The following is a 24,146-nucleotide window of genomic DNA, read 5'->3' as shown; positions in this document are numbered from 1 at the left end:
TTAATTTTTAGTAAAGGTTACAGTGATTTGTCCAGTCTGAGCTGTTAATTTCGATAAATCAACAGTCTGATTATCTACTGTCAAAGCAACACCTTTTACAACACCTAACGTAATTGTTACAGGACTTTTAGTTGCAACTGTTGTTTCCGCACTTTTCTTCTCTGGCGATAAGGTTACACCGCCCTCAAGTTCGCTTTCTGAAACGCTGACCCAACTTGTAACATCTGAAACTGCCAATTGCAATTTAACTGTTTCCTTACTTGTCTTATAAGCGATTTCTACATGATTTCCTTCGCCTGATACACTTATAGCTGATTCTATACTAGAAGAACTGCTAGATGAACTACTACTCGAGGAGTGGGGAACAGAGCTAGTTGAACTTATTGAACTTGTTGATTGAACCACACTGTAATTAGAAAGAGAAGGCCCCTCTGGTTGAGTTTGAATATAGTTCCAAACATAATAGGTCACAAAAATTAAAATCGATAAAGCAAAAAGGATAAAATAAAATAAAGGTAAAAATGATGTTTTTTTCTTATTTTTCTTACTTGAACGTCTGCGCCCTGTCAACTCATCTTCATCAACATCCACTTCCTCATAAGTAATCATACTCCCAGAATCATAAGCATCCAAAACAATTTGGTCATCTAACTCAACAGCCCATGCATATTTTCTCAAGAAAGAACGCGTGTAAAAAGGACTTGGAAGTTGATCGAAATCGTCTGCTTCCATTGCTTCCAACATATCTAACTGGATTTCTGTCTTTTTCTGCAATTCATCTAAACTCAATCCCTGATTGATTCTAGCTAATCGTAAAACCTCTCCAATTGTTTTTTTTCTCATACTTGTCATCCCTTCTTTCTAGTGTCTATTATGATAGGTTACTACGATGGGAATATTGTAAAATCAACTATGTCACCATCATCTATTAAATGATGTCCAGCATCAAGGACATCCTCTAAAGTAATTTCCTGTAAAATCTTTGGTAAATCAAAAATTGTCTCACCATGTTCAAAAGCATCATATTGCGTTGCAATAAATTCAAGAGAGTTCATGCTACTGAAAAATTCTCCAAACATCTCTCTTTTGATAATATCTAAATGATCCTCTGTAATATCTAAATCCTTTGTAAAATTACGAATGGCCTTCCTAAATTGATGAGATAAAGCAACTGGCTCTTTCGCATCCATTGTCAACATAACAAAATGAAAGCGACTTGTAACTTCAACTTCAAGAGATAAGGATGTGTCAATTTTACCTGATTCATATAATTTTTGAAAACGATCCGAAGTCCAACCAAACATCATTGCAAACAATAATTTTAATAAAATATGATGTCGATAGCAATCCGCCTCAGCAACTTCTCGCTTACCTCTAACTCCAATCGCTAGTTTGGGAGAAGATACTTCCATTCTCATACTGTCTGTTTGCTTTACAGCCTGTAAAACAATTTTTTCTCTTACTACTTCCTGAACATCTAAATCTTCCAGTTCTTTTCTTTCAAAATAGTCCTGTACTTGATCCACATCAAAATTACCAACTAAAAACAGAGACATGTTTACAGGTTTGTAAAACCTTGTAAAATTTTCTTGCAAATTAGTTAGATTGATTTGGGCAATGGACTCCTCACTTCCAACTATATCAGTTGCTAAAGGTGTGTCAGGATACAAATTCGCTAAAGTTGAAAAGAATAAACACGAATCTGGATCATCTTGATACATTTCTCGTTCTTGCTGAATAATATCCTGCTCTCTTAAAATGGAATCTTCAGTAAAATGTGCTGATGTTACCAATTCATCAAGTAACTCTAAATTTTCTAAAAAATGATCCGTTGCTGAAAAAAGATAACTTGTTTTTGTAAAGCTTGTAAAGGCATTACTATCTGCACCTAGACTCGTAAAAGCTGACATCAAATCGCTAGAATCTTTTCTCTCAAACAATTTATGTTCAAGAAAATGAGCAATTCCTGCAGGATATTGTTTTACATCTCCGTCAACTTCTGTGACAAGCGTATCTACCGAACCAAACTGTACAGTTACACTCCCGTAAACCTCTTTAAATTCCTTTTTAGGTAAAAGAGCAACTGTCAATCCATTTGACAAACGAGTTCGATAAACCATTTCTTTTACAGCTGGATAGTATTTTTCTTCAAAAACAACCTTTGTCATTCTATTCCTTCCATAAAGTAAATCGCCTGTAGTTTCACATTATTAGCTGCTCTACAAATAGCATCTTTGTCAACTTGCTCGAGATTTGCAATCCAACTTTTAAAGTCTGCTGAGGATTTTCCAAGTAAGGCATTTTGATAAGTACGTTCAATCAATGAACCTTGATTATCTTGAGAAAGTAATAAAGACCGACGAATCATTTCTTTGGTCTGCTCTAACTCAAGTTCTGTAAAATATCCTTTTTTTAAATCAAGCAGTTGATTATTCATCATTTTACGAGCCTGGTTCCGATTTTCTCGATCGATACCAGCATATATCCTCAAGAATCCACTAAATAAATCGAGCTGACTTGAAATAGTATAAGCCAATCCAGCATTTTCACGGACATTTGTAAATAGTTTAGAGTGAGCAAATCCACCCAGTAAACCATTCATTACAATCATGGGTAAATGTTGCTCATCGCCATATTCAGAAGGGCAATGATAACCTAATTCCAAAATGGATTGTCCCACATTTTTCCGAACCATACCTTCTTGCAGGATATTGGAATAAGGCTGACAATACTGAACCGTCACATCTCCTTCTCGACCTTTAAAGCCAAATGATTCTAATACATTTTGAATTTCAACTTCATTAAAATCACCTAGGAAAAAGAAATCGATTCGATCATTGGCCAAAAATTCTTGGAAACAAGAATAAGAACTTTGTGGAGTTTCATCTAAAATACGATTTCGTAAATCACTATATTCCAATTGGAGACGTTCATCATGAAAAAACAATTTATCCAATTCTTTATGTGCAAAATAAAAAGAATCATCCATATCAGCTGCTAAACTTGCTAGCAATTGCTTTTTCTCAATTTCAAATAAGGACGGATCAAATCCATTATCAACTAGCATGGGTGAAAAAAGAGTTTCTTTTACTAGTTCCAAAATCTGAGAAGTTAGCACATTTTTCCTACTTAAAAACTCATCACGAACATAGGTAAATGTCAATTCTACAATATGACTTTGCCCTCTTCTGAAACAATTAGTTGACATATCTGTGCCGTATAGACTGGCTAAATGTCTCCTCAAATCTTGAGAAGTGGGGTACATCTGATTAGCAGTCTCTAGCATACTCGCACTCAACATGCGACCTGCAATCGTATCAAGGGACAATGGAGCGGTAAAACGCACGGCGATTTTGTTCGTTTTAAACTTTTTTGATTGGATAAAATGTGTTGAAATTCCATGCACTAACTCCATGATTTACCTCCTTATATACAGACTTCTATTATATCACGAAAACCTGAAATTTTCTTGTTCTCTGTAACACTTTTGAAATAAAAATCGCTTACATTTCTCCCTATTTCTCTCACTATTTTTAGGAAAATATGGTATAATACCAAAGATTGAGGTGAATTATGGAATACAAATTATTTGAAGAATTTATTACCCTCCAAGCACTACTCAAAGAACTTGGAATTACACATAGCGGAGGAGCTATCAAATCATTTCTCTCTGAACATTCTGTTTACTTTAATGGGGAATTAGAGAGTCGTCGCGGTAAAAAACTTCGTATTGGCGATAAAATTGACATCCCTGACATGAATATTGACATCTTGTTGACACGACCTACTTCTGAGGAGCAAGATGAATACCAAGCTGATAAAGTTGAAAAAGAACGAATCACTAAACTCGTCAAAGAGATGAATAAGGGAGTAAAAAAAGACAAATCGAAACCTGCTTCATCACCAAAAAGCAAACAAGCTCCGCGATTCCCTGGTAGATAATCATGTGGCTACAACACCTATCTCTCAAGACTTTTCGTAACTATAAAGAGACGAAAATAGACTTTAATCCTAAATTAAATGTCTTTTTAGGACGCAATGCGCAAGGTAAAACAAATATGTTAGAGGCTATCTATTTTTTAGCCTTAACGCGTAGTCATCGAACTCGAACAGATAAAAATCTCATTCATTTTGATGAGGAACAGCTTCATCTTTCAGGTCTTGTTCAGAAAAAAAATGGAGCCATTCCTCTCGAAATTGAACTAACACAAAAAGGGCGTGTGACAAAAGTTAATCATTTAAAACAGGCACGCCTTTCAGATTATGTCGGACATATGAATGTTGTCTTATTTGCTCCTGAAGATTTACAACTAATTAAAGGAGCACCTTCAGTTCGACGAAAATTTATTGATATGGAGCTTGGACAAATTAAACCAATCTATTTATCAGATTTAACCAATTATAACCATATTCTTAAGCAAAGAAATACCTATTTAAAATCAGCTCAAACAATAGATGAAACCTTCCTTTCAGTACTAGATGATCAGCTAGTTGATTATGGATGTCGTGTAATGAATCACCGCTTAGATTTTATTAAAAAACTAGAGCATTTTGGCCGTAAGAAACATTTTGAACTTTCTAATCAGATTGAAGAACTGTCAATATCCTATCAATCTTCTGTAAAGCCAATTGACAAAGCAGAGTTATCAGAATCTTTCAAAATTGCTTTAGAAAAAAGTAGGTCCAGAGATTTATTTAAAAAGAATACTGGTGTTGGGCCTCATCGAGATGATATTTCTTTTTATATAAATGAGATGGATGCTAGTTTCGGAAGTCAAGGCCAACATCGTAGTCTCGTCCTTTCTATAAAATTAGCAGAAATCGAATTAATGGAAAGTATTACTACAGAATCTCCGATATTATTGCTTGACGATGTTATGAGTGAACTTGACAACACTAGACAGTTAAAATTATTAGAAACGATTTCTCATTCAATCCAAACCTTTATCACAACAACAAGCTTAGATCATCTTCAAAATCTGCCAGAAAATCTAAGTATCTTCACTATTCAGGATGGTAAAGTTACTGTAAATGAAAATTGACAACATTTTAAAAGAACTCCTGTTTTTACTGGAGTTCTTTTCATTTTTTTACATAGAATAATTTGGTGCCTCATTAGTAATTTGTACATCATGAGGATGGCTCTCTTTCAAACCAGCACCAGACATTTCAATAAATTGAGCATTATCGTGTAGTTCTTTAAGGTTAGCTGCACCACAGTAACCCATACCAGAACGAATACCACCAATCATTTGGAAGACAATATCAGCTGCAGCACCTTTATAAGCAACACGACCTTCAATTCCTTCTGGAACGAGTTTGTTTGCTTCATTGACAGAACCTTGGAAGTAACGATCGCTTGAACCTTTCTTCATAGCAGCAATTGATCCCATACCACGATAAGTCTTGAACTTACGTCCTTGGAAGATTTCAGTTTCGCCTGGAGCTTCATCAGTTCCAGCAAACATTGATCCAAGCATAACTGCATTTCCACCTGCAGCAAGGGCTTTTACAATATCTCCAGAATACTTGATTCCACCGTCAGCAATGATCGTTTTACCATATTCACGCGCAACAGCTGCAGCATCATAGATAGCTGTTACTTGTGGAACACCAACACCAGCAATCACACGAGTAGTACAGATAGAACCTGGTCCAATACCAACCTTGACAACGTCTACACCTGCTTCATAAAGGGCACGTGCACCTTCAGCAGTAGCAATATTTCCAGCAATCAAAGTACGATCTGGGAAATGAGCACGAATCTCAGCAATTTTACGCAAAACACCTGCAGAATGACCATGTGCAGTATCAATAACAATCGCATCCGCTCCTGCTTCAAAAAGAGCCTCTGCACGTTCAAATGTATCTGAAGTAACACCTACTGCACCTGCAACTAGTAGACGACCAAACTCATCTTTAGCAGCATTTGGAAACTCAATAACTTTTTCAATATCTTTGATAGTAATCAAACCAGAAAGACGACCTTCTTCATCTACCAAAGGAAGCTTTTCAATACGGTGTTCTTGAAGAATACTCTCAGCTGTTGCAAGATCTGTACCCACAGGAGCAGTAACAAGATTTTCACTAGTCATATGATTTGAGATTGGTTGGTTATAGTCTGAAATAAAACGAAGATCTCGGTTTGTCAAAATACCAACTAATTTACGATTTTCAAGTGTTTCAACAACTGGAACACCACTGATACGGTAACGTCCCATAAGCTCATCAGCTTCAGCAATTGTATGTTCAGGTGTCAAGAAGAACGGATCAATAATAACTCCATTTTCAGAACGTTTTACCTTGCGAACTTCTTCTGCTTGTTGAGAAATTGACATGTTTTTATGGATAACTCCGAGACCGCCTGCACGAGCAATAGCAATGGCCATTTGACTCTCTGTTACTGTGTCCATAGCAGCGGTAATAATTGGGATATTTAAAGTCAAATTATCTGCCAATTTAGTTGTTAAATCTGCATCGTTAGGCAACACATGACTTTCAGCTGGAATAAGCAATACATCATCAAAGGTAAAACCTTTTTTCAAAAATTTAGTGTCCCAATTAGACATTCGAAGTTTCCTCTTTTCTTTATTTTTGAGCTTGACTCTTTTTATATTGTATCTATCATACCATTCTATAAAAATTTGTCAAATGTTACAGGGGTAAATAAAAAACTATCTTTTCTTCGAGATAGAAATGATAGTTTCTTGTAAAATAAACTTAGTTAAAGTAATGAAGTCCCATTGCCCCTTTAACCTCAGATAGGGTTTGACCCGCAACTTCACGCGCTCTTTCACTACCTTTTTGAAGCATATTATAAACTTCTCCCATATCCTTAGCAAATTCGATACGGCGCTCACGAATAGGACCCAGTTCACGTTCTAATATTTCAAGTAAATAACGCTTGGTCTTCACATCACCAAGACCACCTCGTTGATAATGTTCTTTCATGTCAGCGATTTCTTGAGCATCTTCTGGACGACCAAAAACATCTAGATAATGGAAAACCATATTTCCTTCAATTTTACCTGGATCCTCAACACGAATATGATCTGGATCTGTATACATACTCATTACTTTTTTACGCAAAGTATCCGCATCATCAGCTAAATAAATACCATTATTGAGTGATTTAGACATTTTAGCATTTCCATCTAAACCAGGCAAACGCCCTGCTCTCTCATTTTCTGGATAAATACCTTCCGGCTCTACCAAGACATCACAGTTATATGCATTATTAAAAGAACGAACAATCTCGCGAGTTTGCTCAATCATTGGTTTTTGGTCTGTCCCAACAGGAACATAGTTAGCCTTGAAAGCTGTAATGTCAGCTGCTTGAGCTATTGGATAGACTAAGAATCCTGTCGGAATGCTTTCTCCAAATCCTTTCTGAGCAATTTCTGTCTTAACAGTTGGATTACGCTCCAAACGTGCTAATGACACCAAATTCATATAATACATAGACAACTCAGCTAATTCTGGAATTTGGCTTTGAATAAAGATAGTTGATTTACTTGGATCCAATCCAACTGCAAGATAATCCAAAGCCACATTTCCGATAGACTCTACAATAGTTTGAGGATCTTTGGCATGATCTGTCAAGGCTTGTTGGTCAGCCAAGAACACAAACATATCATACTTATCCTCTTCCTGTAATAATACTCGATTTTTGAGACTTCCAACATAATGTCCAATATGCAATTTTCCTGTTGGACGGTCTCCTGTTAAAATAATGGGTTTAGTCATTTTATTCTCCTTCGATATGGTCCCTTCAATTATAGCATTTTTTTAATGAAATAACCGTAATTTATCAAAATAAATCAGCCTTGCTATTTACAGATTTCTGTAAAGTGTGCTGTAAATTTAATTTACACAAAATTGACAGATAAAAATTTGAATATTTCCGTATTTTCTAGTAGAATAAATATATTACACATATAGGAGAAAAACATTGCTTACAGTATCTGATGTTTCACTACGTTTTAGTGATCGCAAACTTTTTGATGATGTCAATATCAAATTTACAGAAGGAAATACTTACGGATTAATTGGTGCTAATGGTGCCGGAAAATCAACCTTTTTAAAAATTTTAGCTGGAGATATCGAACCTACTACTGGTCACATCTCTCTTGGTCCAGATGAACGTCTCTCTGTTCTTCGTCAAAATCACTTTGACTATGAAGATGAACGTGCCATTGATGTTGTTATCATGGGAAATGAAAAACTTTATAGCATCATGAAAGAGAAAGATGCCATCTACATGAAGGAAGATTTCTCAGATGAGGACGGAGTCCGTGCTGCCGAACTTGAAGGAGAGTTTGCCGAGCTTGGAGGCTGGGAAGCAGAAAGTGAAGCCTCTCAACTCCTTCAAAACCTAAATATCCCAGAAGAATTGCACTATCAAAATATGAGTGAATTGGCTAACGGTGAGAAAGTAAAGGTTCTCCTAGCCAAAGCACTTTTTGGTAAACCAGATGTCCTTCTTTTGGACGAGCCTACCAACGGTTTAGACATCCAATCTATTACTTGGTTAGAAGACTTCTTGATTGACTTTGATAACACCGTTATCGTAGTATCCCACGACCGTCACTTCTTAAACAAAGTATGTACTCACATGGCCGACCTTGACTTTGGAAAAATAAAACTCTATGTCGGAAACTATGACTTCTGGAAGGAATCTTCTGAACTCGCTGCTAAATTGCTAGCAGACCGTAATGCCAAAGCAGAAGAAAAAATTAAACAATTGCAAGAGTTCGTTGCTCGTTTCTCTGCTAATGCTTCTAAATCAAGACAAGCAACATCACGTAAGAAAATGCTTGATAAAATTGAACTTGAAGAAATTGTGCCATCTAGTCGTAAATATCCATTTATCAACTTTAAAGCGGAACGTGAAATTGGTAATGACCTCTTGACAGTGGAAAATCTAACTGTAAAGATTGATGGTGAGACTATTTTAGATAACATCAACTTTATCTTGCGTCCAGGTGATAAGACAGCGCTTATTGGACAAAATGACATCCAAACGACTGCATTAATTCGTGCAATCATGGGGGACATTGACTATGAAGGAACTGTCAAGTGGGGAGTAACTACTAGCCGTTCTTACTTGCCAAAAGATAACTCGGCAGATTTTGCAGGAGGAGAGTCAATCCTTGACTGGTTGCGTCAATTCGCAAGTAAAGAAGAAGATGACAATACTTTCCTACGTGGCTTCCTCGGCCGTATGCTCTTCTCTGGAGATGAGGTTAACAAACCTGTAAATGTCTTGTCAGGGGGAGAAAAAGTTCGTGTCATGCTTTCAAAACTCATGCTCTTAAAATCAAATGTCCTTGTACTTGATGATCCAACCAATCACTTGGACTTGGAATCTATCTCAAGCTTGAATGATGGATTGAAAAACTTTAAAGAATCAATCATCTTTGCCAGCCATGACCACGAGTTTATTCAAACTCTAGCCAACCATATCATTGTCTTGTCTAAAAATGGCGTCATTGACCGTATCGATGAAACCTATGATGAATTCCTAGAGAATGCAGAAGTACAAGCAAAAGTTAAAGAACTTTGGAAAGACTAAAAAAATTCAAAACTCAGTTGGGTTAACCAGCTGAGTTTTCTAACATTTTATGAGGTAACATGAAATTATTTTTTAAAACATACTGGACCTATTTTGTTTCTTTCATCATTCCCATAATCATTATGATAGGAGTATATCTATCTCAAGGTATCTACTGGAATAGCGATACATCTCCACTATTAGGAGATGGGTTTCATCAATACGTTATTTTTGATATAGCTCTAAGAAATATCCTACACGGAAATGGTAGTTTGTTCTACACCTTTACAAGTGGCCTCGGATTGAATTTCTATGCCCTATCTAGTTATTACTTGGGTAGTTTCCTTTCACCACTAGTTTACTTTTTTGATCTAACGAATATGCCAGATGCTGTCTATCTGACAACTCTCTTAAAATTTGGATTGATTGGACTGTCAACTTACTTTAGTTTAAATAAATTATTTCAATCGATTCCTAAGCCTTTAAAACTAGCTTTATCTACTTCCTATGCTCTGATGAGTTTCACTGTCAGTCAATTAGAGATAAAAACCTGGCTAGATGTTTTTATCTTGATTCCTTTAATTATAACTGGTTTACAGCTACTTATCACTGAAAAGAAATTCATATTGTACTTTACAAGTCTGTCAATCTTATTTATCCAAAACTATTATTTTGGATATATGACAGCATTATTTCTTATTTTCTGGTATCTCTGTCAAATTTCGTGGAACTTTAAAACCCGAAAATCATCTGTTCTTGATTTTGTTGTGACCTCCTTTTTAGCTGGTATGGCTAGTTTGATTCTGACTCTTCCTACTCTGTTTGATTTACAGACACATGGGGAAAAATTAACTGAAATTACAAAGTTTCAAACTGAAAGTAGCTGGTATCTTGATCTCTTTGCTAAACAATTCATCGGTTCCTTTGACACAACAAAGTATGGGGCCATCCCAATGATTTTTGTTGGACTACTTCCCTTTATTTTGACTATTTTATTTTTTACGATGAAATCTATTAAGTTTCACGTGAAACTTATCTATGCAATTTTCTTTGCATTTCTAATTGCAAGCTTTTATATAGAAGCTCTTGATTTATTTTGGCAAGGCATGCATACTCCAAACATGTTTTTACATCGCTATGCTTGGATTTTCTCTACCTTGTTAATTTACACAGCAGCAGAAGTCTTAAATCGTCTGAAAGAACTTAAAGTCTGGAATTTTTTAGTTTCGCTTTTTCTTGTAGTAGCAGGATTTTTAGCTACCATCTATCTAAAATCACATTATTCTTTTTTAACAGATTTGAATATTCTGCTTACTCTTGAATTTTTAGTTGTCTATTCTCTTTTACTCCTTGCAGTTATCAAAAAATTTATCTCTGTAAATCTATTTGCCATTCTAATCTCTTTATTTATAATGGTTGAAATGAGTTTAAATGCTTCATCTCAAATAGACGGAATTGCTAAGGAATGGGGTTTTGCTTCTCGAAATGCATATAATCGAGATATCCCAGCTATGGAATCTTTCTCAACATATATTGGAAATCAATTTACTCGTACTGAAAAACTACAAACTCAGACAGGAAATGACAGTATGAAATTCAACTATAATGGAATCTCTCAATTTTCATCTGTTCGAAATCGTTCAGCAAGCTCTACTTTGGATAAACTTGGTTTTAAATCCTCTGGGACTAATCTAAATCTCCGTTATACCAATAATAGTATTTTGGCTGATAGTTTATTTGGTATCCAGTACAATATCTCAGACAGTCCTATTGATAAATATGGTTTTAAAGATATCTATCAAAAAGATAATCTTACCCTATATGAAAATCAATTCTCTCTCCCGATTGCCTTTGCTAGTCAATCTGTTTACAATGATGTCAAGTTCAATGAACATACCTTGGATAATCAGGCCTCATTTTTAAATCAACTTGCTAACGTCGATTTTGATTATTTTTCTCCAATCCCTTATGACAAAACAGAAAATACTAATGATTTGATTAGTGTCACAAGCTCTTCAAATGAGGATGCAGCAATCCAGTATCAAATTGAAGTGCCAGAAAACAGCCAAGTTTATCTTTCTTTCACAAACCTTCACTTTTCTAATGATAAACAAAAGAAAGTTGACATCCTTGTCAATGGGGAAAAGAAAACTTTTACAACTGATAATGTCTTCTCCTTCTTTAATCTAGGATATACTAAAGAGAAAAAAACTTTCAATATTAATGTTAGTTTCCCTGGAAATCCACAAGTATCATTTGAATCTCCTACCTTCTATCGTTTAGATATCAAAACTTTCACCGAGGCAATTCAAAAAATTAAAGAACAACCTGTCACAGTATCAACTTCTAAAAATAAGGTCTTTGCTACATATGATGTCAAACAAGATACATCTATTTTCTTCACCATTCCTTATGACAAAGGATGGTCTGCCTACCAAGATGGTAAGAAAATAGAAATTAAACAAGCTCAAACTGGTTTTATGAAAGTTGACGTTCCTAAGGGAAAAGGAACTATTACACTTTCCTTCATTCCCAATGGGTTTATTACTGGAGCAATCTGTTCCTTTACTTCTCTTTTAATATTTGGAATCTATAATCACAAACGAAAGCCATCTAAGACATAAAAAATCGACCAGTTAATCGGTCGATTTTTTAATCTTCTTCCATTTTCTTAGGTTGGTATGCTAGCATACCTAAACCAGTAAATAGAGCTAGTATCACAGCAAGGAAAATGACTTGATAATGAATATTCCCTGTCATAGAAATTGTTTGTCGTAATCCCGAAACCGAATAACTCATTGGTAACCAAGGATTAATAGTTCTAAAGAAATCATTTGTCAAAGCAAGTGGATAGGTACCTGCACTTGATGCTAACTGTAATAAAAGCAAAATAAGAGAGAAGAAAGCTCCTATACGGTTATTCCATGTTGTTAAAGCGGTCACCATGGACATGAATACTAAACTTGTTAGGATAATGAGAATAAATGTTCTCATCTCATGATTTGCAATTAAACCAATAAGATGAACTCCTCCATATACCAAAATTCCTGCTAAAACAGCTATAATACCATTTATTTCAGCTCGAGATTTCAACCAAGCCCAACGGCTCTCTGAATGACGTCCTGAAGGCAACTTCGCAAAGATCATATTTGTTGATATTGCTGCAACAAAAAGAGCAACTGATATCATATAAGGAGCCATTGCGATTCCATTTACAGGAACTTGGTCATTGTCTGTTTTGAAAAGATTGAGTGGATTTGACAAAATCTCTGCATTTTTAGATTCCGTTGATGCTGATTTAAGTTGATCACTAGCATTACTTAGTCCTTGTCCTAAAGAAACAACTCCTGTCTGTAAACCTTCCAATCCAGAAGCTAACTTTGTTCCACCTTCTGCTAGTTTCCCAGCTCCATCTGCCAATTTATTAGCTCCACTTTCTAATTGAGAAGCACCTGAAATTAACTGACTAGATTTGTCAGCTAGTTGGCTAGAGCCTGACTGCAATTTATCAACTCCTGCTATCAATTCTTGACTCTTTTGATTCAATTGATTGGAGCCAGTTGATAATTTTTCAATACCAGACACTAATTTTGGAGTTTTTTCAACTAATTGACTAACTCCTGCTGTCAAGTTAGAAGATTTTTGTGTCAAGGTAGTTGAGCCTGAAACTAGTTGATCCAAACTACCTGTCAAGGTGGCATTTTTTTCACTTAGTTGACTTGCGTCTTGAGAAATTTTATCAACACCTGCAGTATATGCGTTTACACCTAATGCAATCGACTGACTGTCAGGAACTAATTTACTAGTAACAGCTCCTTGTATCTCTGTTAATCCACTTGACAATCCTGTCAAAGAAGTAGAAGCAAGCGGTAATACTTTATTAGCTTGATTTTTTAAAGTCGAAAGATTTGAAGATTGATTTTGTAAGTTTTCTAAACTTCCCTGTAAACCTTGTACTAAAGCTATAATTGACTGAGCTGATTGAATACTATCAGTCGAATTTTGAGATACAGAAGCGCTTATCTCAGCTTGTTGCTCACTTGTCAATGATTGGTAAGCTGCTGTCGATTGAATATTGGCTAATGTAGTTGCTTTTTCAGACTGAACACTTGCTAACATTTGATTAGAAAGAGATACTATACTTGATAAAACAGAATCTAATTGTTTTGTATCTTCAACATCAATATTTTGAATAACTTGATTTAACTGATTCAGACCAGAAGATAATTGATTAATTTGATCTTTTTTCCCAGACGAAGCATCTAACTTGCTAGAAAGTTGTTGAATCCCTTCACTTAATTGCTCCACCCCCATTCGAAGGGTAGCTGATTGATTAGATAACTGACTAGCACCTGTTGCAAGATTTCCCACTCCATTTGTATAGGCACTAACACCAGATGAAAGTTGATTAAGACCAGTATTGAGCTGAGAAACACCGCCAGTATAGGCTTCTACACCAGTATATAATTGATTGATTCCTCCTACTAATTCAGGACTTTTAGAAGCTAATTGACCTAACCCACTATCTAATTGACTCACTGCACCAGTATATGTAACTAAACCACTATTAAAATTCCCTAAGCCAAGATGAAGTTGTTCAACACCAGAAACATAAGAGGATAATCCTTTAGTAAACTGCTCCGTTCCATTTGAAAATGTTAAACTTGAATCTGCTAAAGAGTGTAGGTTAGTAGTCAATGTTTGACTTCCTGTCACTAATTGATTAGCTCCATCAGTTAATTTTTCACTACCTGAAGCTGCTTGACTCATACCATCCTTTAAATCGACCATTTTATTGAATAAAGCTTTAGTATAGGTCTCGGTTACATTGGTAGAAACATTCTGCTTTAATTGTGTCATAGCAGAATCGCTCATCTTGCTAGCAATAAAACTATGACCACTTGAAGTATGATAATCGATTTGCATTTGCTCTGGATGATCCGTTAAAATAGAAGCTGCTTTTTCAGATAAATCACTTGGTAAAGTTACTACCATATAGTAATCGCCATTTTCTAAACCCTTCTTACCTTCTTCTTCATCTACAAAATGAAAATCCAAGGTTTTATTTTCTTTTAAATTGGACACCATGTCTTTTCCTATAGACATGCTATTACCATTATAGGAAGCCTCTTTATCATTATTGACAACTGCCACAGGTAAGTCCGATAATTTCCCATATGGATCCCACATTGAGGATAAAAATATGATATTGTACAGAGCTGGAATAAGAGAAATCCCTATCATGACAATAATAAAGATTGGTTTTTTAAAAATTGCTTTCCATTCTTTAAACATAGTTTCTCCTTTTTTAAACATATTGTCTAAAATTTTGATATAATAGATTATACATTAAAAAATCTAAATTACAAGATAAAAAATCTATTTTTAGACATATAGTCTAATTTGTTTACAAGAAGGAAATATGCAAGAAAGTAACAAACGCTTAAAAACAAAGCGAACTATTGAAAATGCTATGGTACAATTACTAATGGAACAACCATTTGATCAAATTTCTACTGTCAAGTTAGCAGAAAAAGCCGGAATTAGTCGTTCCAGCTTCTATACGCACTATAAGGATAAGTATGATATGATTGAGCACTATCAAAGTAAGCTATTCCATACATTTGAATATATTTTTCAAAAACATGCTCATCACAAAAAAGATGCTATTTTAGAAGTATTTGAATATCTAGAGTCAGAACCACTTCTGGCTGCTCTGCTTTCTGAAAACGGGACTAAAGAAATTCAAAATTTCTTACGAAATAAACTTCATATCATGCTCAGCACAGATTTACAAAAGCGATTTATGCAACTAAATCTCAATACCACTGAATTAGAATATAGTAGCATCTATCTAACTCATGCACTTTTTGGTGTCTGTCAAACTTGGATTGCACATGGAAAAAAAGAAAGTCCTCAAGAAATAACAAACTTCCTTATGAAGATGCTTGGTGATACAAATTGATACAAAAAGAGGAACACAGTTGTGTTCCCTTTTATCTATACTCCGCCAGTAGGACTCGAACCTACGACATCATGATTAACAGTCATGCGCTACTACCAACTGAGCTATGGCGGATAAAATAGTCCGTACGGGATTCGAACCCGTGTTACCGCCGTGAAAAGGCGGTGTCTTAACCCCTTGACCAACGGACCTTCTATCTGTAGCAGATATAACCATTATATCAATTTCTTACTAATTGTCAATCACTTTTGAGATTTTTTCTCTAGAATATCTTTTAATTTTCTAATTTTTAATCTTGAAATAGGACAACGATGATCTTCATAGAAAACAACTTCTAGATTCTTTCGGTCAATTTCTCTGATATTGCCTATATTTACCAAAAATGACTTATGAGGAGAATAAAATCGCTGAGTATGTTTGTCCTTTTCCTGAATATCTGTCATTGTTCCATAGAACTCTTTTGCAAAATTCTTACCAATAATGCGTAATTTATGAGAGACCCCTGTCGTTTCAATATACAAAATATCATGGTAAGGAATTTTTAAATCATTCCCCTTGTAATTGTAATCAAAATAATCTACAACATCTTCATTTTCAAGTAACATACTCTTCGTGTAGAAAATATTTTGCTCAATTCTCTTCTTAAACATCTCATCATTGATATCCTTATCAACAAAATCTAGGGCTGATACCTGGTATTTATAGGTAAGAGTCGCAAACTCTGATCGACTGGTGATAAAGACGATAATAGCGTAAGGATTGTAATGACGAATGAGCTGAGCAACCTCAAATCCTTTTTTCTCAATTCCATGAATATCGATATCTAGGAAATAAAGCTGATTTACTTCATCGTTTTCAATGTATTCTTCAAATTCACGGACTTTTCCCGTTGTCTTGTATGATATTGGAATATTCGATTCTTTCGAAATTTCATCCAATATTCTTTCTAGTCTCACTTGATGTTCAATAACATCTTCTAAAATTAAAACTTTCATTCAAATTCCCTCTTAAATCTAATAATTTGTCTAAATGTACTGCCTTCCATCTCTGTTTCTAAAATGATGTTGTTGTACTTATCTAGTAGTTCTTTCACATTATTTAATCCTACCCCGCGATTTCTTCCCTTAGTGGAGAATCCTAAAGCAAATAGATCTCCTGAAGGAGTCATCGTCATTTTACATGAATTCTGAATCACAATAACTGTTTCAGTTTCCATCTTAATAACTGCTACTTCCATCTGCTTTTTATAACTATCAGCCGATCCTTCGACAGCATTATTCAATAAAACGCTCATGATACGAACCAAATCCAATAGTTCAATTGGGAGCTTGGTAATCGTATCTTTTACTTCCAGTGTAAACTCTACACCATTATTTCGAGCATAAACAATTGACTGAGCAACCAAACTTCGTAAAGCTGAATCTTCTATGTTGTTCAAATCAAAGTAAGTGTACTTATCTGAACGCAGTTTGTAATTAGCTTTGACCAAAACTTCATTGTAAACTCTGTCAATTTCCTGTAAATTACCACTGTCAATTGCCATCTGCATGCTGACAAGCATTCCAGCATAGTCATGTCGAAAACCACGGATTTCATTATACAGTCCGACAATTTCATCTGTATAGTTTTGTAAATGTTTCTGTTCAAATTTCTTCTGCTTCAAAGCAATCTCTTTTTCTATTTGTTCTTTATGCGAATTCATTGCAAAGAAGGTCAAAAGTAGAGAAATAAAGACAATAGATGACAAAATACTTCCAAAACTATTCAAATGTTTAATCGTACTTACCATATTTGAAACGAAAGATACAATATGGAGCAGTAGTAAGGCAAAAAATACTTTTTTCAAGAGAGGATAAAGGTAGTCCTTGTCAAAATAGGCTATTTCCAAATGGAAATAATGAATGATTTTTAAAACAACAAAATAGGTCAACAACGTTACAACGAAAAAGAATGAGTCATGATATTGTAAAACAAAATTGTCTCCTGTTAGAGAGGAGAACATTACGGACAGAAAGTTATGAGTGCTCTCATATAAAAGAGATAGCAGTAAACTTAGGAATAGTCCTCTATCCCTCTCATACTGTTTAATCCATCGAAAATAGAAATATAAGCCCAAAGGAAATAAAAATCTTGCAATCCCTAACCCATCTAAATATAGGAGGTAAAAAGGAAGTTCAAGTACTGCTTCTACTAATAATGTATAAGCACCAAAAACATATAGTTCTTTTCTATTTATTTGACCTTTACAAATTAGACGGTAACTGTGACTAATAATTAAAAAATGAACAATAACTGTCCCAAATCCAAGTAAATTCATTACTCTTTCCCCTTATTTCATTACTTTTTTCTTGGGAAAAGAAAACCAAGGAGGCTTTTTGACAGCCTCATCTCCCCACCTTTAATCTTTTGTAAGTCTTTTTCCTTCAAGGCTACAAACTGTTCCAATTTAACTGTGTTTTTCATAATAAAATCTCCTAAAACGTTTTTTTCTTGTAAGCTAACTTACAAAAACTATTATACAAAATGAAATTACATTTTAGATAAAATTCTCTCAACTGTCATTTTTTTCTCCCCAAGTGTACTTTTTTAAGAAAAAAGCCGGGAAAATTCCCAGCTTTGCTACTATATTGATCCCAGCAGGATTCGAACCTGCGACCGTTCGCTTAGAAGGCGAATGCTCTATCCAGCTGAGCTATGAGACCTAACACAATTATTCTACCAAAAATTCAATTAAAAGTCAATTTTCTATTTATGATAGGGCGAGCCTTGCTGAATCGTAAAAGTGCGATAGATTTGTTCAACAAGGACTAGTCTCATTAACTGATGGGGCAAGGTTAAGCGTCCAAAACTAACAGAAAGATTGGCTCTCTTTTTTACATCCTGTGCTAATCCCAGACTCCCTCCAATAATAAAAGTAAGAGTAGAAAATCCTTTTATAGAAGCTTCTTCTAACTGCTTACTAAATTCTTCTGATGAGAAAGTTTTCCCTTCGATAGCCAAGACAATAACGAAATCACGGTCACCAACTTTTGATAAAATTCTCTGACCTTCTATTTCTAAAATCTTTTGATTTTCTGAATCACTGGCCTTATCTGGTGTTTTTTCATCTGCTAGCTCAATCATTTCAAGTTTAGCAAATCGAGAAATTCGTTTTGAATACTCTGTAATACCATCTTTTAAATACTTTTCTTTCAGTTTCCCAACTGTTACAACTTTAATTTTCATGACTCTATTCTAACATATTCTCTATTTTTTCACATCTTATTCACAAAACAAAAGGTTAAATTTCACCTAGAAAATCACAGATTTTTAAAAGTTATCCACAATCTGTGAAAAACTTTTGTGTTTAAGTTATAATTAAGCTAGTCAGTTTATACTTTCAATAATTCAAAAATATGGAGGCAAATATGAAACATCTAAAAACATTTTACAAAAAATGGTTTCAATTATTAGTCGTTATCGTCATTAGCTTTATTAGTGGAGCCTTGGGTAGCTTTTCAATAAACCAACTAACTCAAAAAAGTGGTGTAAGCAACTCTAACAACAATAGCACCATTACACAGACTGCCTATAAGAACGAAAATTCAACAACACAGGCTGTTAACAAAGTAAAAGATGCTGTTGTATCTGTTATTACTTATTCAGCAAACAGACAAAATAGCGTATTTGGTAATGATGATACTGACACAGATTCTCAACAAATCTCTAGTGAAGGATCTGGAGTTATTTATAAAAAGAATGATAAAGAAGCTTACATCGTAACCAATAATCACGTTATAAATGGCGCCAGCAAAGTAGATATTCGTTTGTCAGATGGAACTAAAGTACCTGGAGAAATTGTCGGAGCTGATACTTTCTCTGATATTGCTGTCGTCAAAATCTCTTCCGAAAAAGTGACTACAGTAGCTGAATTTGGTGATTCTAGTCAGTTAACTGTAGGAGAAACTGCTATTGCTATTGGTAGCCCATTGGGTTCTGAATATGCAAATACTGTCACTCAAGGTATCGTATCTAGTCTCAATCGAAATGTATCTTTAAAATCTGAAGATGGACAAGCCATTTCTACAAAAGCCATCCAAACTGATACTGCTATTAACCCAGGTAACTCTGGTGGACCACTGATTAATATTCAAGGACAGGTTATTGGAATTACATCAAGTAAAATTGCCACAAATGGAGGAACCTCTGTAGAAGGCCTTGGTTTCGCAATTCCTGCAAATGATGCTATCAATATTATTGAACAGTTAGAAAAGAACGGAAAAGTGACTCGTCCAGCTTTGGGCATCCAAATGGTTAATCTCTCCAATATTAATACAAGTGATGTTAGAAGACTTAATATTCCAAGCAGTGTAACATCTGGTGTAGTTGTTCGTTCTGTACAAAGTAATATGCCTGCAAATGGTCACCTTGAAAAATACGATGTTATTACAAAAGTAGATGACAAAGACATTGCTTCATCAACAGACTTACAAAGTGCTCTTTACAATCATTCTATCGGAGACACCATTAAAATAACCTACTATCGTAATGGTAAAGAAGAAACTACATCTATTAAACTTGACAAAAATTCAAGTGATTTAGAATCTTAATTGACATCTATGTAAAGAAAACTTTACATAAGAGAAAAGATGTGTTAGTGTATAATCATGGAAAAATTTGAAATGATTTCTATCACGGATATACAAAAAAATCCTTATCAACCTCGAAAAGAATTTGATAGAGAAAAACTAGATGAACTAGCACAGTCTATCAAAGAAAATGGGGTCATTCAACCGATTATTGTTCGTCAATCTCCTGTTATTGGTTATGAAATCCTTGCAGGAGAGAGACGCTATCGGGCTTCACTTTTAGCTGGTCTAAGGTCTATCCCAGCTGTTGTTAAACAACTTTCAGACCAGGAGATGATGGTCCAGTCCATCATTGAAAATTTACAGAGAGAAAATTTGAATCCAATAGAAGAAGCACGCGCCTATGAATCTCTCGTAGAGAAAGGATTTACCCATGCTGAAATTGCAGATAAAATGGGCAAGTCTCGTCCTTACATCAGCAACTCCATTCGTTTGCTTTCCTTGCCAGATGCCATCCTATCAGAAGTAGAGAATGGCAAACTATCACAAGCCCATGCGCGTTCTCTCGTTGGGTTGAATAAGGAACAACAAGACTATTTCTTTCAACGAATTATAGAAGAAGACATTTCTGTAAGGAAATTAGAAGCTCTTCTGACAGATAAAAAACAAAAGAAACAGCAAAAAACTGATCATTTCATACAAAATGAAGAAGAACAGTTAAAAAAACTACTCGGATTAGATGTAGAAATCAAACTGTCTAAAAAAGATAGTGGAAAAATCATTATTTCTTTTTCAAATCAAGAAGAATACAGTAGAATTATCAACAGCCTGAAATAAGGCTGTTCTTTTATTTTTTTATCTCACAAGCTTATCCACTATTTTTTTCGATAAAAAGCTTAATAAATCAATAGTTTCTGATTTTATCCCCAACCTGTGGATAAAACTTGGTAACATTGTGGATTATTTTTCACAGCTTGTGGAAAATTCTTACTATCTATGGTAAAATAAGTCTAGCATTAAACTTTTAAACAATTAGTAAAGGAGGAGAACGGATTGAAAGAAAAACAATTTTGGAATCGTATCTTAGAATTTGCGCAAGAAAGACTAACTCGATCCATGTATGATTTCTATGCTATTCAAGCTGAACTCATCAAGGTAGAAGAAAATGTTGCTACTATATTTTTACCACGATCTGAAATGGAAATGGTCTGGGAAAAACAACTAAAAGATATCATTGTAGTAGCTGGTTTTGAGATTTATGATGCTGAAATAACTCCCCACTATATTTTCACAAAACCTCAAGATACGACTATCTCACAAGTTGAAGAAGCTACAAATTCAACTTTATATGACTATAGTCCAAAGTTATCATCTATTCCTTATTCGGATACTGGATTAAAAGATAAGTATACCTTTGATAATTTTATCCAAGGGGATGGAAATGTTTGGGCTGTATCAGCTGCTTTGGCTGTCTCTGAAGATTTGGCTCTGACCTATAACCCTCTTTTTATCTATGGAGGACCGGGACTTGGTAAGACTCACTTATTAAACGCTATTGGAAATGAAATTCTAAAAAATATTCCGAATGCGCGTGTTAAATATATCCCTGCTGAAAGTTTTATTAATGACTTTCTTGACCACCTAAGACTTGGAGAAATGGAAAAGTTTAAAAAGACCTACCGCAGTCTTGATCTTTTGTTAATCGATGATATCCAGTCACTCAGCGGAAAAAAAGTCGCAACTCAGGAAGAATTTTTCAATACCTTTAACGCCCTTCATGACAAACAAAAACAGATTGTCCTAACGAGTGATCGTAGTCCAAAACATTTAGAAGGGCTCGAGGAGAGGCTTGTCACGCGCTTTAGTTGGGGATTGACACAAACTATCACACCCCCTGACTTTGAAACACGTATTGCCATTTTACAAAGTAAAACGGAACATTTAGGCTACAATTTCCAAAGTGATACTCTAGAATACCTAGCTGGGCAATTTGATTCAAATGTTCGAGATCTTGAAGGAGCCATCAACGACATCACTTTAATTGCCAAAGTAAAAAAAATCAAGGATATCACTATTGATATTGCTGCAGAAGCTATTAGAGCTCGCAAACAAGATGTTAGCCAAATGCTCGTCATCCCAATTGACAAAATTCAAAATGAAGTTGGTAACTTCTATGGAGTTAGTGTCAAAGAAATGAAAGGAAGCAGACGCCTTCAAAATATTGTTTTAGCCCGTCAAGTAGCCATGTATTTATCTAGAGAACTAACAGATAATAGTCTTCCAAAAATTGGGAAGGAATTTGGTGGAAAAGATCATACAACAGTCATTCACGCACATGCAAAAATTAAATCTTTGATTGATGAAGACGATAATTTACGTTTAGAAATTGAATCAATCAAAAAGAAAATAAAATAACTTGTGGATAACTTTCGCTTTTTTATCTTTTTTATCCACATTTTTTAAACAAGGCAAAAAACTTGGTATGCCTCACTTTTAGTCTGTTTTCCACAGATTTCACAGACTCTATTATTACTATTATCCTTCTAATACTAAAATAAATAAAGGAGAATCCATGATTCATTTTTCAATTAATAAAAATTTATTTCTACAAGCATTAAACACTACTAAGAGAGCTATTAGTTCTAAAAATGCCATTCCTATTTTATCAACTGTAAAAATTGACGTGACCAATGAAGGTGTTACTTTAATTGGTTCAAATGGTCAAATTTCAATTGAAAATTTTATTTCTCAAAAAAATGAAGACGCTGGTTTGTTAATTACTTCTTTAGGTTCGATTCTTCTTGAAGCCTCTTTCTTTATCAATGTGGTATCTAGTCTACCTGATGTGACTCTTGATTTTAAAGAAATTGAACAAAATCAAATTGTTTTAACCAGTGGCAAATCAGAAATTACCCTAAAAGGAAAAGATAGCGAACAATATCCACGAATTCAAGAAATTTCAGCAAGCACTCCTTTGGTTCTTGAAACAAAATTACTCAAGAAAATTATCAATGAAACAGCTTTTGCGGCAAGTACACAAGAAAGTCGTCCAATTTTGACAGGTGTTCACTTCGTATTGAGCCAACACAAAGAGCTAAAAACAGTTGCGACAGACTCTCATCGTCTAAGCCAGAAAAAATTGACTCTTGAAAAAAATAGTGATGATTTTGATGTCGTGATTCCTAGCCGTTCTTTACGCGAATTTTCAGCGGTATTTACAGATGATATTGAAACTGTAGAGATTTTCTTTGCCAACAACCAAATCCTCTTTAGAAGCGAAAATATTAGCTTCTATACTCGTTTGTTAGAAGGTAACTATCCTGATACAGATCGTTTGATTCCAACAGACTTTAACACTACAATTACTTTTGATGTGGTAAACTTACGTCAGTCAATGGAACGCGCTCGCCTTTTATCAAGTGCGACTCAAAATGGTACTGTGAAGCTTGAAATTAAAGGTGGAGTTGTTAGCGCCCATGTTCACTCTCCAGAAGTTGGTAAAGTAAACGAGGAAATCGATACTGATCAGGTGACTGGTGAAGATTTGACCATTAGTTTCAACCCAACTTACTTGATTGATTCCCTCAAGGCTTTAAATAGCGAAAAGGTGACTATTAGCTTTATCTCAGCTGTTCGTCCATTTACTCTTGTGCCAGCTGATACTGAAGAGGACTTCATGCAACTTATCACCCCAGTTCGTACAAATTAAGTGAAAGAGGTTGAGCCTAGCTCGCCTCTTTTATGATATAATCAAAAAAGAAAAGGAGAGTAGTATGTATCAAGTTGGAAATTTTGTTGAGATGAAAAAACCACATGCTTGCACAATCAAGTCAACAGGAAAAAAAGCCAATCGTTGGGAAATTACACGTGTTGGGGCAGATATCAAAATCAAATGCAGTAATTGTGACCATGTTGTCATGATGGGGCGCTATGATTTTGATCGAAAAATGAATAAAATTATTGACGGTAAATTCCCAAACTAAGTTCCACCGCTAATCCAAGTGGAAGTTAGTCTGATAAAAATTGTAAAAACCAGTGGAAATCCGTGTCAGGGTAAGTT

20 protein-coding genes and 3 tRNA genes are annotated in these 24,146 nt (G+C 34.8%); 10 read left to right on the top strand and 13 right to left on the bottom strand.

What is annotated here, in order from left to right:
• Genes rodZ through yfmF form a run of 3 tightly spaced genes read right to left on the bottom strand, consistent with a single transcriptional unit; the run spans position 1 to position 3,415 of the window.
• Complete coding sequence (gene rodZ / locus B7695_RS03285; protein WP_192855721.1) at positions 1 to 843, bottom strand: cytoskeleton protein RodZ; 843 nt, start codon at positions 841 to 843, stop codon at positions 1 to 3.
• A gap of 41 nt (positions 844 to 884) precedes the next feature.
• A complete protein-coding gene (gene yfmH, locus B7695_RS03280) occupies positions 885 to 2,168 on the bottom strand; it encodes an EF-P 5-aminopentanol modification-associated protein YfmH (protein ID WP_084889671.1) in 1,284 nt (427 codons plus the stop codon).
• The gene (gene yfmF / locus B7695_RS03275; RefSeq protein WP_084889670.1) at positions 2,165 to 3,415 is read right to left on the bottom strand and encodes an EF-P 5-aminopentanol modification-associated protein YfmF; all 1,251 of its coding nucleotides are present in this window, start codon (positions 3,413 to 3,415) and stop codon (positions 2,165 to 2,167) included. Before yfmF ends, yfmH begins: the two co-directional genes overlap by 4 nt.
• 158 nt (positions 3,416 to 3,573) lie before the next feature.
• Between yfmF and yaaA the strand changes: the two genes are divergently transcribed.
• Both yaaA and recF read left to right on the top strand, forming a co-directional pair.
• A complete protein-coding gene (gene yaaA, locus B7695_RS03270) occupies positions 3,574 to 3,942 on the top strand; it encodes a S4 domain-containing protein YaaA (RefSeq protein WP_061425833.1) in 369 nt (122 codons plus the stop codon).
• Positions 3,943 to 3,944: 2 nt separating this feature from the next.
• Complete coding sequence (gene recF / locus B7695_RS03265; RefSeq protein WP_084889669.1) at positions 3,945 to 5,042, top strand: DNA replication/repair protein RecF; 1,098 nt, start codon at positions 3,945 to 3,947, stop codon at positions 5,040 to 5,042.
• A 48-nt stretch (positions 5,043 to 5,090) separates the two neighbouring features.
• On the opposite strand, the gene guaB is transcribed toward recF, so the two are convergent.
• Positions 5,091 to 6,569, bottom strand: a complete 1,479-nt coding sequence (guaB, locus tag B7695_RS03260; protein ID WP_084889668.1) for an IMP dehydrogenase — start codon at positions 6,567 to 6,569, stop codon at positions 5,091 to 5,093.
• 151 nt (positions 6,570 to 6,720) lie between these two features.
• Positions 6,721 to 7,746: a tryptophan--tRNA ligase gene (trpS, locus tag B7695_RS03255; protein WP_000165457.1), complete on the bottom strand. Its 1,026-nt coding sequence runs from the start codon at positions 7,744 to 7,746 to the stop codon at positions 6,721 to 6,723.
• A 205-nt stretch (positions 7,747 to 7,951) separates the two neighbouring features.
• On the opposite strand from trpS, the gene B7695_RS03250 reads away from it, so the two are divergent.
• A complete protein-coding gene (locus tag B7695_RS03250) occupies positions 7,952 to 9,574 on the top strand; it encodes an ATP-binding cassette domain-containing protein (protein WP_061425837.1) in 1,623 nt (540 codons plus the stop codon).
• Positions 9,575 to 9,633: 59 nt separating this feature from the next.
• Entirely contained in the window at positions 9,634 to 12,177 is a 2,544-nt protein-coding gene (locus B7695_RS03245) for a YfhO family protein (RefSeq protein WP_084889667.1), read from the top strand.
• Between the two features lie 28 nt (positions 12,178 to 12,205).
• Here the strand turns inward: B7695_RS03245 and B7695_RS03240 are convergent, their stop codons facing one another.
• A complete protein-coding gene (locus B7695_RS03240; RefSeq protein WP_084889666.1) occupies positions 12,206 to 14,848 on the bottom strand; it encodes a YhgE/Pip domain-containing protein in 2,643 nt (880 codons plus the stop codon).
• 127 nt (positions 14,849 to 14,975) lie between these two features.
• Here B7695_RS03240 and B7695_RS03235 point away from each other — a divergent pair, with 127 nt between their 5' ends.
• A complete protein-coding gene (locus tag B7695_RS03235; protein WP_084889665.1) occupies positions 14,976 to 15,518 on the top strand; it encodes a TetR/AcrR family transcriptional regulator in 543 nt (180 codons plus the stop codon).
• Positions 15,519 to 15,558: 40 nt separating this feature from the next.
• Here the strand turns inward: B7695_RS03235 and B7695_RS03230 are convergent.
• The 7 genes from B7695_RS03230 to rlmH form a co-directional block, all read right to left on the bottom strand.
• Positions 15,559 to 15,632, bottom strand: a tRNA-Asn gene (locus B7695_RS03230).
• A gap of 5 nt (positions 15,633 to 15,637) precedes the next feature.
• Positions 15,638 to 15,709: transfer RNA gene (locus B7695_RS03225), tRNA-Glu, on the bottom strand.
• A 51-nt stretch (positions 15,710 to 15,760) separates the two neighbouring features.
• Entirely contained in the window at positions 15,761 to 16,513 is a 753-nt protein-coding gene (gene comE, locus B7695_RS03220; RefSeq protein ID WP_000866069.1) for a competence system response regulator transcription factor ComE, read from the bottom strand.
• On the bottom strand, positions 16,510 to 17,835 hold the full coding sequence (comD, locus tag B7695_RS03215) for a competence system sensor histidine kinase ComD (RefSeq protein ID WP_084889664.1): 1,326 nt from the start codon (positions 17,833 to 17,835) through the stop codon (positions 16,510 to 16,512). Before comD ends, comE begins: the two co-directional genes overlap by 4 nt.
• 20 nt (positions 17,836 to 17,855) lie before the next feature.
• Positions 17,856 to 17,981, bottom strand: coding sequence for a competence-stimulating peptide ComC (gene comC, locus B7695_RS03210; RefSeq protein ID WP_084889663.1), 126 nt, complete (start codon positions 17,979 to 17,981; stop codon positions 17,856 to 17,858).
• Between the two features lie 165 nt (positions 17,982 to 18,146).
• Positions 18,147 to 18,220: transfer RNA gene (locus B7695_RS03205), tRNA-Arg, on the bottom strand.
• Positions 18,221 to 18,263: 43 nt separating this feature from the next.
• A complete protein-coding gene (gene rlmH / locus B7695_RS03200) occupies positions 18,264 to 18,743 on the bottom strand; it encodes a 23S rRNA (pseudouridine(1915)-N(3))-methyltransferase RlmH (RefSeq protein WP_084889662.1) in 480 nt (159 codons plus the stop codon).
• A gap of 182 nt (positions 18,744 to 18,925) precedes the next feature.
• Between rlmH and htrA the strand changes: the two genes are divergently transcribed.
• From htrA to B7695_RS03175, 5 genes are all read left to right on the top strand, one after another.
• The gene (gene htrA / locus B7695_RS03195) at positions 18,926 to 20,107 is read left to right on the top strand and encodes a serine protease HtrA (protein WP_084889661.1); all 1,182 of its coding nucleotides are present in this window, start codon (positions 18,926 to 18,928) and stop codon (positions 20,105 to 20,107) included.
• A 57-nt stretch (positions 20,108 to 20,164) separates the two neighbouring features.
• On the top strand, positions 20,165 to 20,923 hold the full coding sequence (locus B7695_RS03190) for a ParB/RepB/Spo0J family partition protein (protein WP_084889660.1): 759 nt from the start codon (positions 20,165 to 20,167) through the stop codon (positions 20,921 to 20,923).
• A gap of 216 nt (positions 20,924 to 21,139) precedes the next feature.
• Positions 21,140 to 22,501, top strand: a complete 1,362-nt coding sequence (gene dnaA, locus B7695_RS03185) for a chromosomal replication initiator protein DnaA (RefSeq protein WP_084889659.1) — start codon at positions 21,140 to 21,142, stop codon at positions 22,499 to 22,501.
• Positions 22,502 to 22,658: 157 nt separating this feature from the next.
• The gene (dnaN, locus tag B7695_RS03180) at positions 22,659 to 23,795 is read left to right on the top strand and encodes a DNA polymerase III subunit beta (RefSeq protein WP_084889743.1); all 1,137 of its coding nucleotides are present in this window, start codon (positions 22,659 to 22,661) and stop codon (positions 23,793 to 23,795) included.
• Positions 23,796 to 23,859: 64 nt separating this feature from the next.
• Positions 23,860 to 24,069, top strand: coding sequence for a DUF951 domain-containing protein (locus B7695_RS03175; protein WP_084889658.1), 210 nt, complete (start codon positions 23,860 to 23,862; stop codon positions 24,067 to 24,069).
• Positions 24,070 to 24,146: the final 77 nt, after the last annotated feature.

The organism is Streptococcus mitis (assembly GCF_002096845.1).
In the GTDB taxonomy this organism is placed as follows: Bacteria; Bacillota; Bacilli; order Lactobacillales; family Streptococcaceae; genus Streptococcus; species Streptococcus mitis_A.
Note: the sequence above shows the minus strand (reverse complement) of the source record. Positions and strands in the feature narration are given on the sequence as shown.

Excerpts from the sequence above, each read along its gene's own strand:
- B7695_RS03175 (WP_084889658.1), top strand. The coding sequence starts at position 23,860 with ATGTATCAAGTTGGAAATTTTGTTGAGATGAAAAAACCACATGCTTGC.
- comD (WP_084889664.1), bottom strand. The coding sequence starts at position 17,835 with ATGAATTTACTTGGATTTGGGACAGTTATTGTTCATTTTTTAATTATT.
- yfmH (WP_084889671.1), bottom strand. The coding sequence starts at position 2,168 with ATGACAAAGGTTGTTTTTGAAGAAAAATACTATCCAGCTGTAAAAGAA.
- B7695_RS03235 (WP_084889665.1), top strand. The coding sequence starts at position 14,976 with ATGCAAGAAAGTAACAAACGCTTAAAAACAAAGCGAACTATTGAAAAT.
- comC (WP_084889663.1), bottom strand. The coding sequence starts at position 17,981 with ATGAAAAACACAGTTAAATTGGAACAGTTTGTAGCCTTGAAGGAAAAA.
- dnaN (WP_084889743.1), top strand. The coding sequence starts at position 22,659 with ATGATTCATTTTTCAATTAATAAAAATTTATTTCTACAAGCATTAAAC.
- comE (WP_000866069.1), bottom strand. The coding sequence starts at position 16,513 with ATGAAAGTTTTAATTTTAGAAGATGTTATTGAACATCAAGTGAGACTA.
- recF (WP_084889669.1), top strand. The coding sequence starts at position 3,945 with ATGTGGCTACAACACCTATCTCTCAAGACTTTTCGTAACTATAAAGAG.
- B7695_RS03245 (WP_084889667.1), top strand. The coding sequence starts at position 9,634 with ATGAAATTATTTTTTAAAACATACTGGACCTATTTTGTTTCTTTCATC.
- guaB (WP_084889668.1), bottom strand. The coding sequence starts at position 6,569 with ATGTCTAATTGGGACACTAAATTTTTGAAAAAAGGTTTTACCTTTGAT.
- B7695_RS03240 (WP_084889666.1), bottom strand. The coding sequence starts at position 14,848 with ATGTTTAAAGAATGGAAAGCAATTTTTAAAAAACCAATCTTTATTATT.
- yaaA (WP_061425833.1), top strand. The coding sequence starts at position 3,574 with ATGGAATACAAATTATTTGAAGAATTTATTACCCTCCAAGCACTACTC.
- rodZ (WP_192855721.1), bottom strand. The coding sequence starts at position 843 with ATGAGAAAAAAAACAATTGGAGAGGTTTTACGATTAGCTAGAATCAAT.
- rlmH (WP_084889662.1), bottom strand. The coding sequence starts at position 18,743 with ATGAAAATTAAAGTTGTAACAGTTGGGAAACTGAAAGAAAAGTATTTA.
- htrA (WP_084889661.1), top strand. The coding sequence starts at position 18,926 with ATGAAACATCTAAAAACATTTTACAAAAAATGGTTTCAATTATTAGTC.
- B7695_RS03190 (WP_084889660.1), top strand. The coding sequence starts at position 20,165 with ATGGAAAAATTTGAAATGATTTCTATCACGGATATACAAAAAAATCCT.
- yfmF (WP_084889670.1), bottom strand. The coding sequence starts at position 3,415 with ATGGAGTTAGTGCATGGAATTTCAACACATTTTATCCAATCAAAAAAG.
- trpS (WP_000165457.1), bottom strand. The coding sequence starts at position 7,746 with ATGACTAAACCCATTATTTTAACAGGAGACCGTCCAACAGGAAAATTG.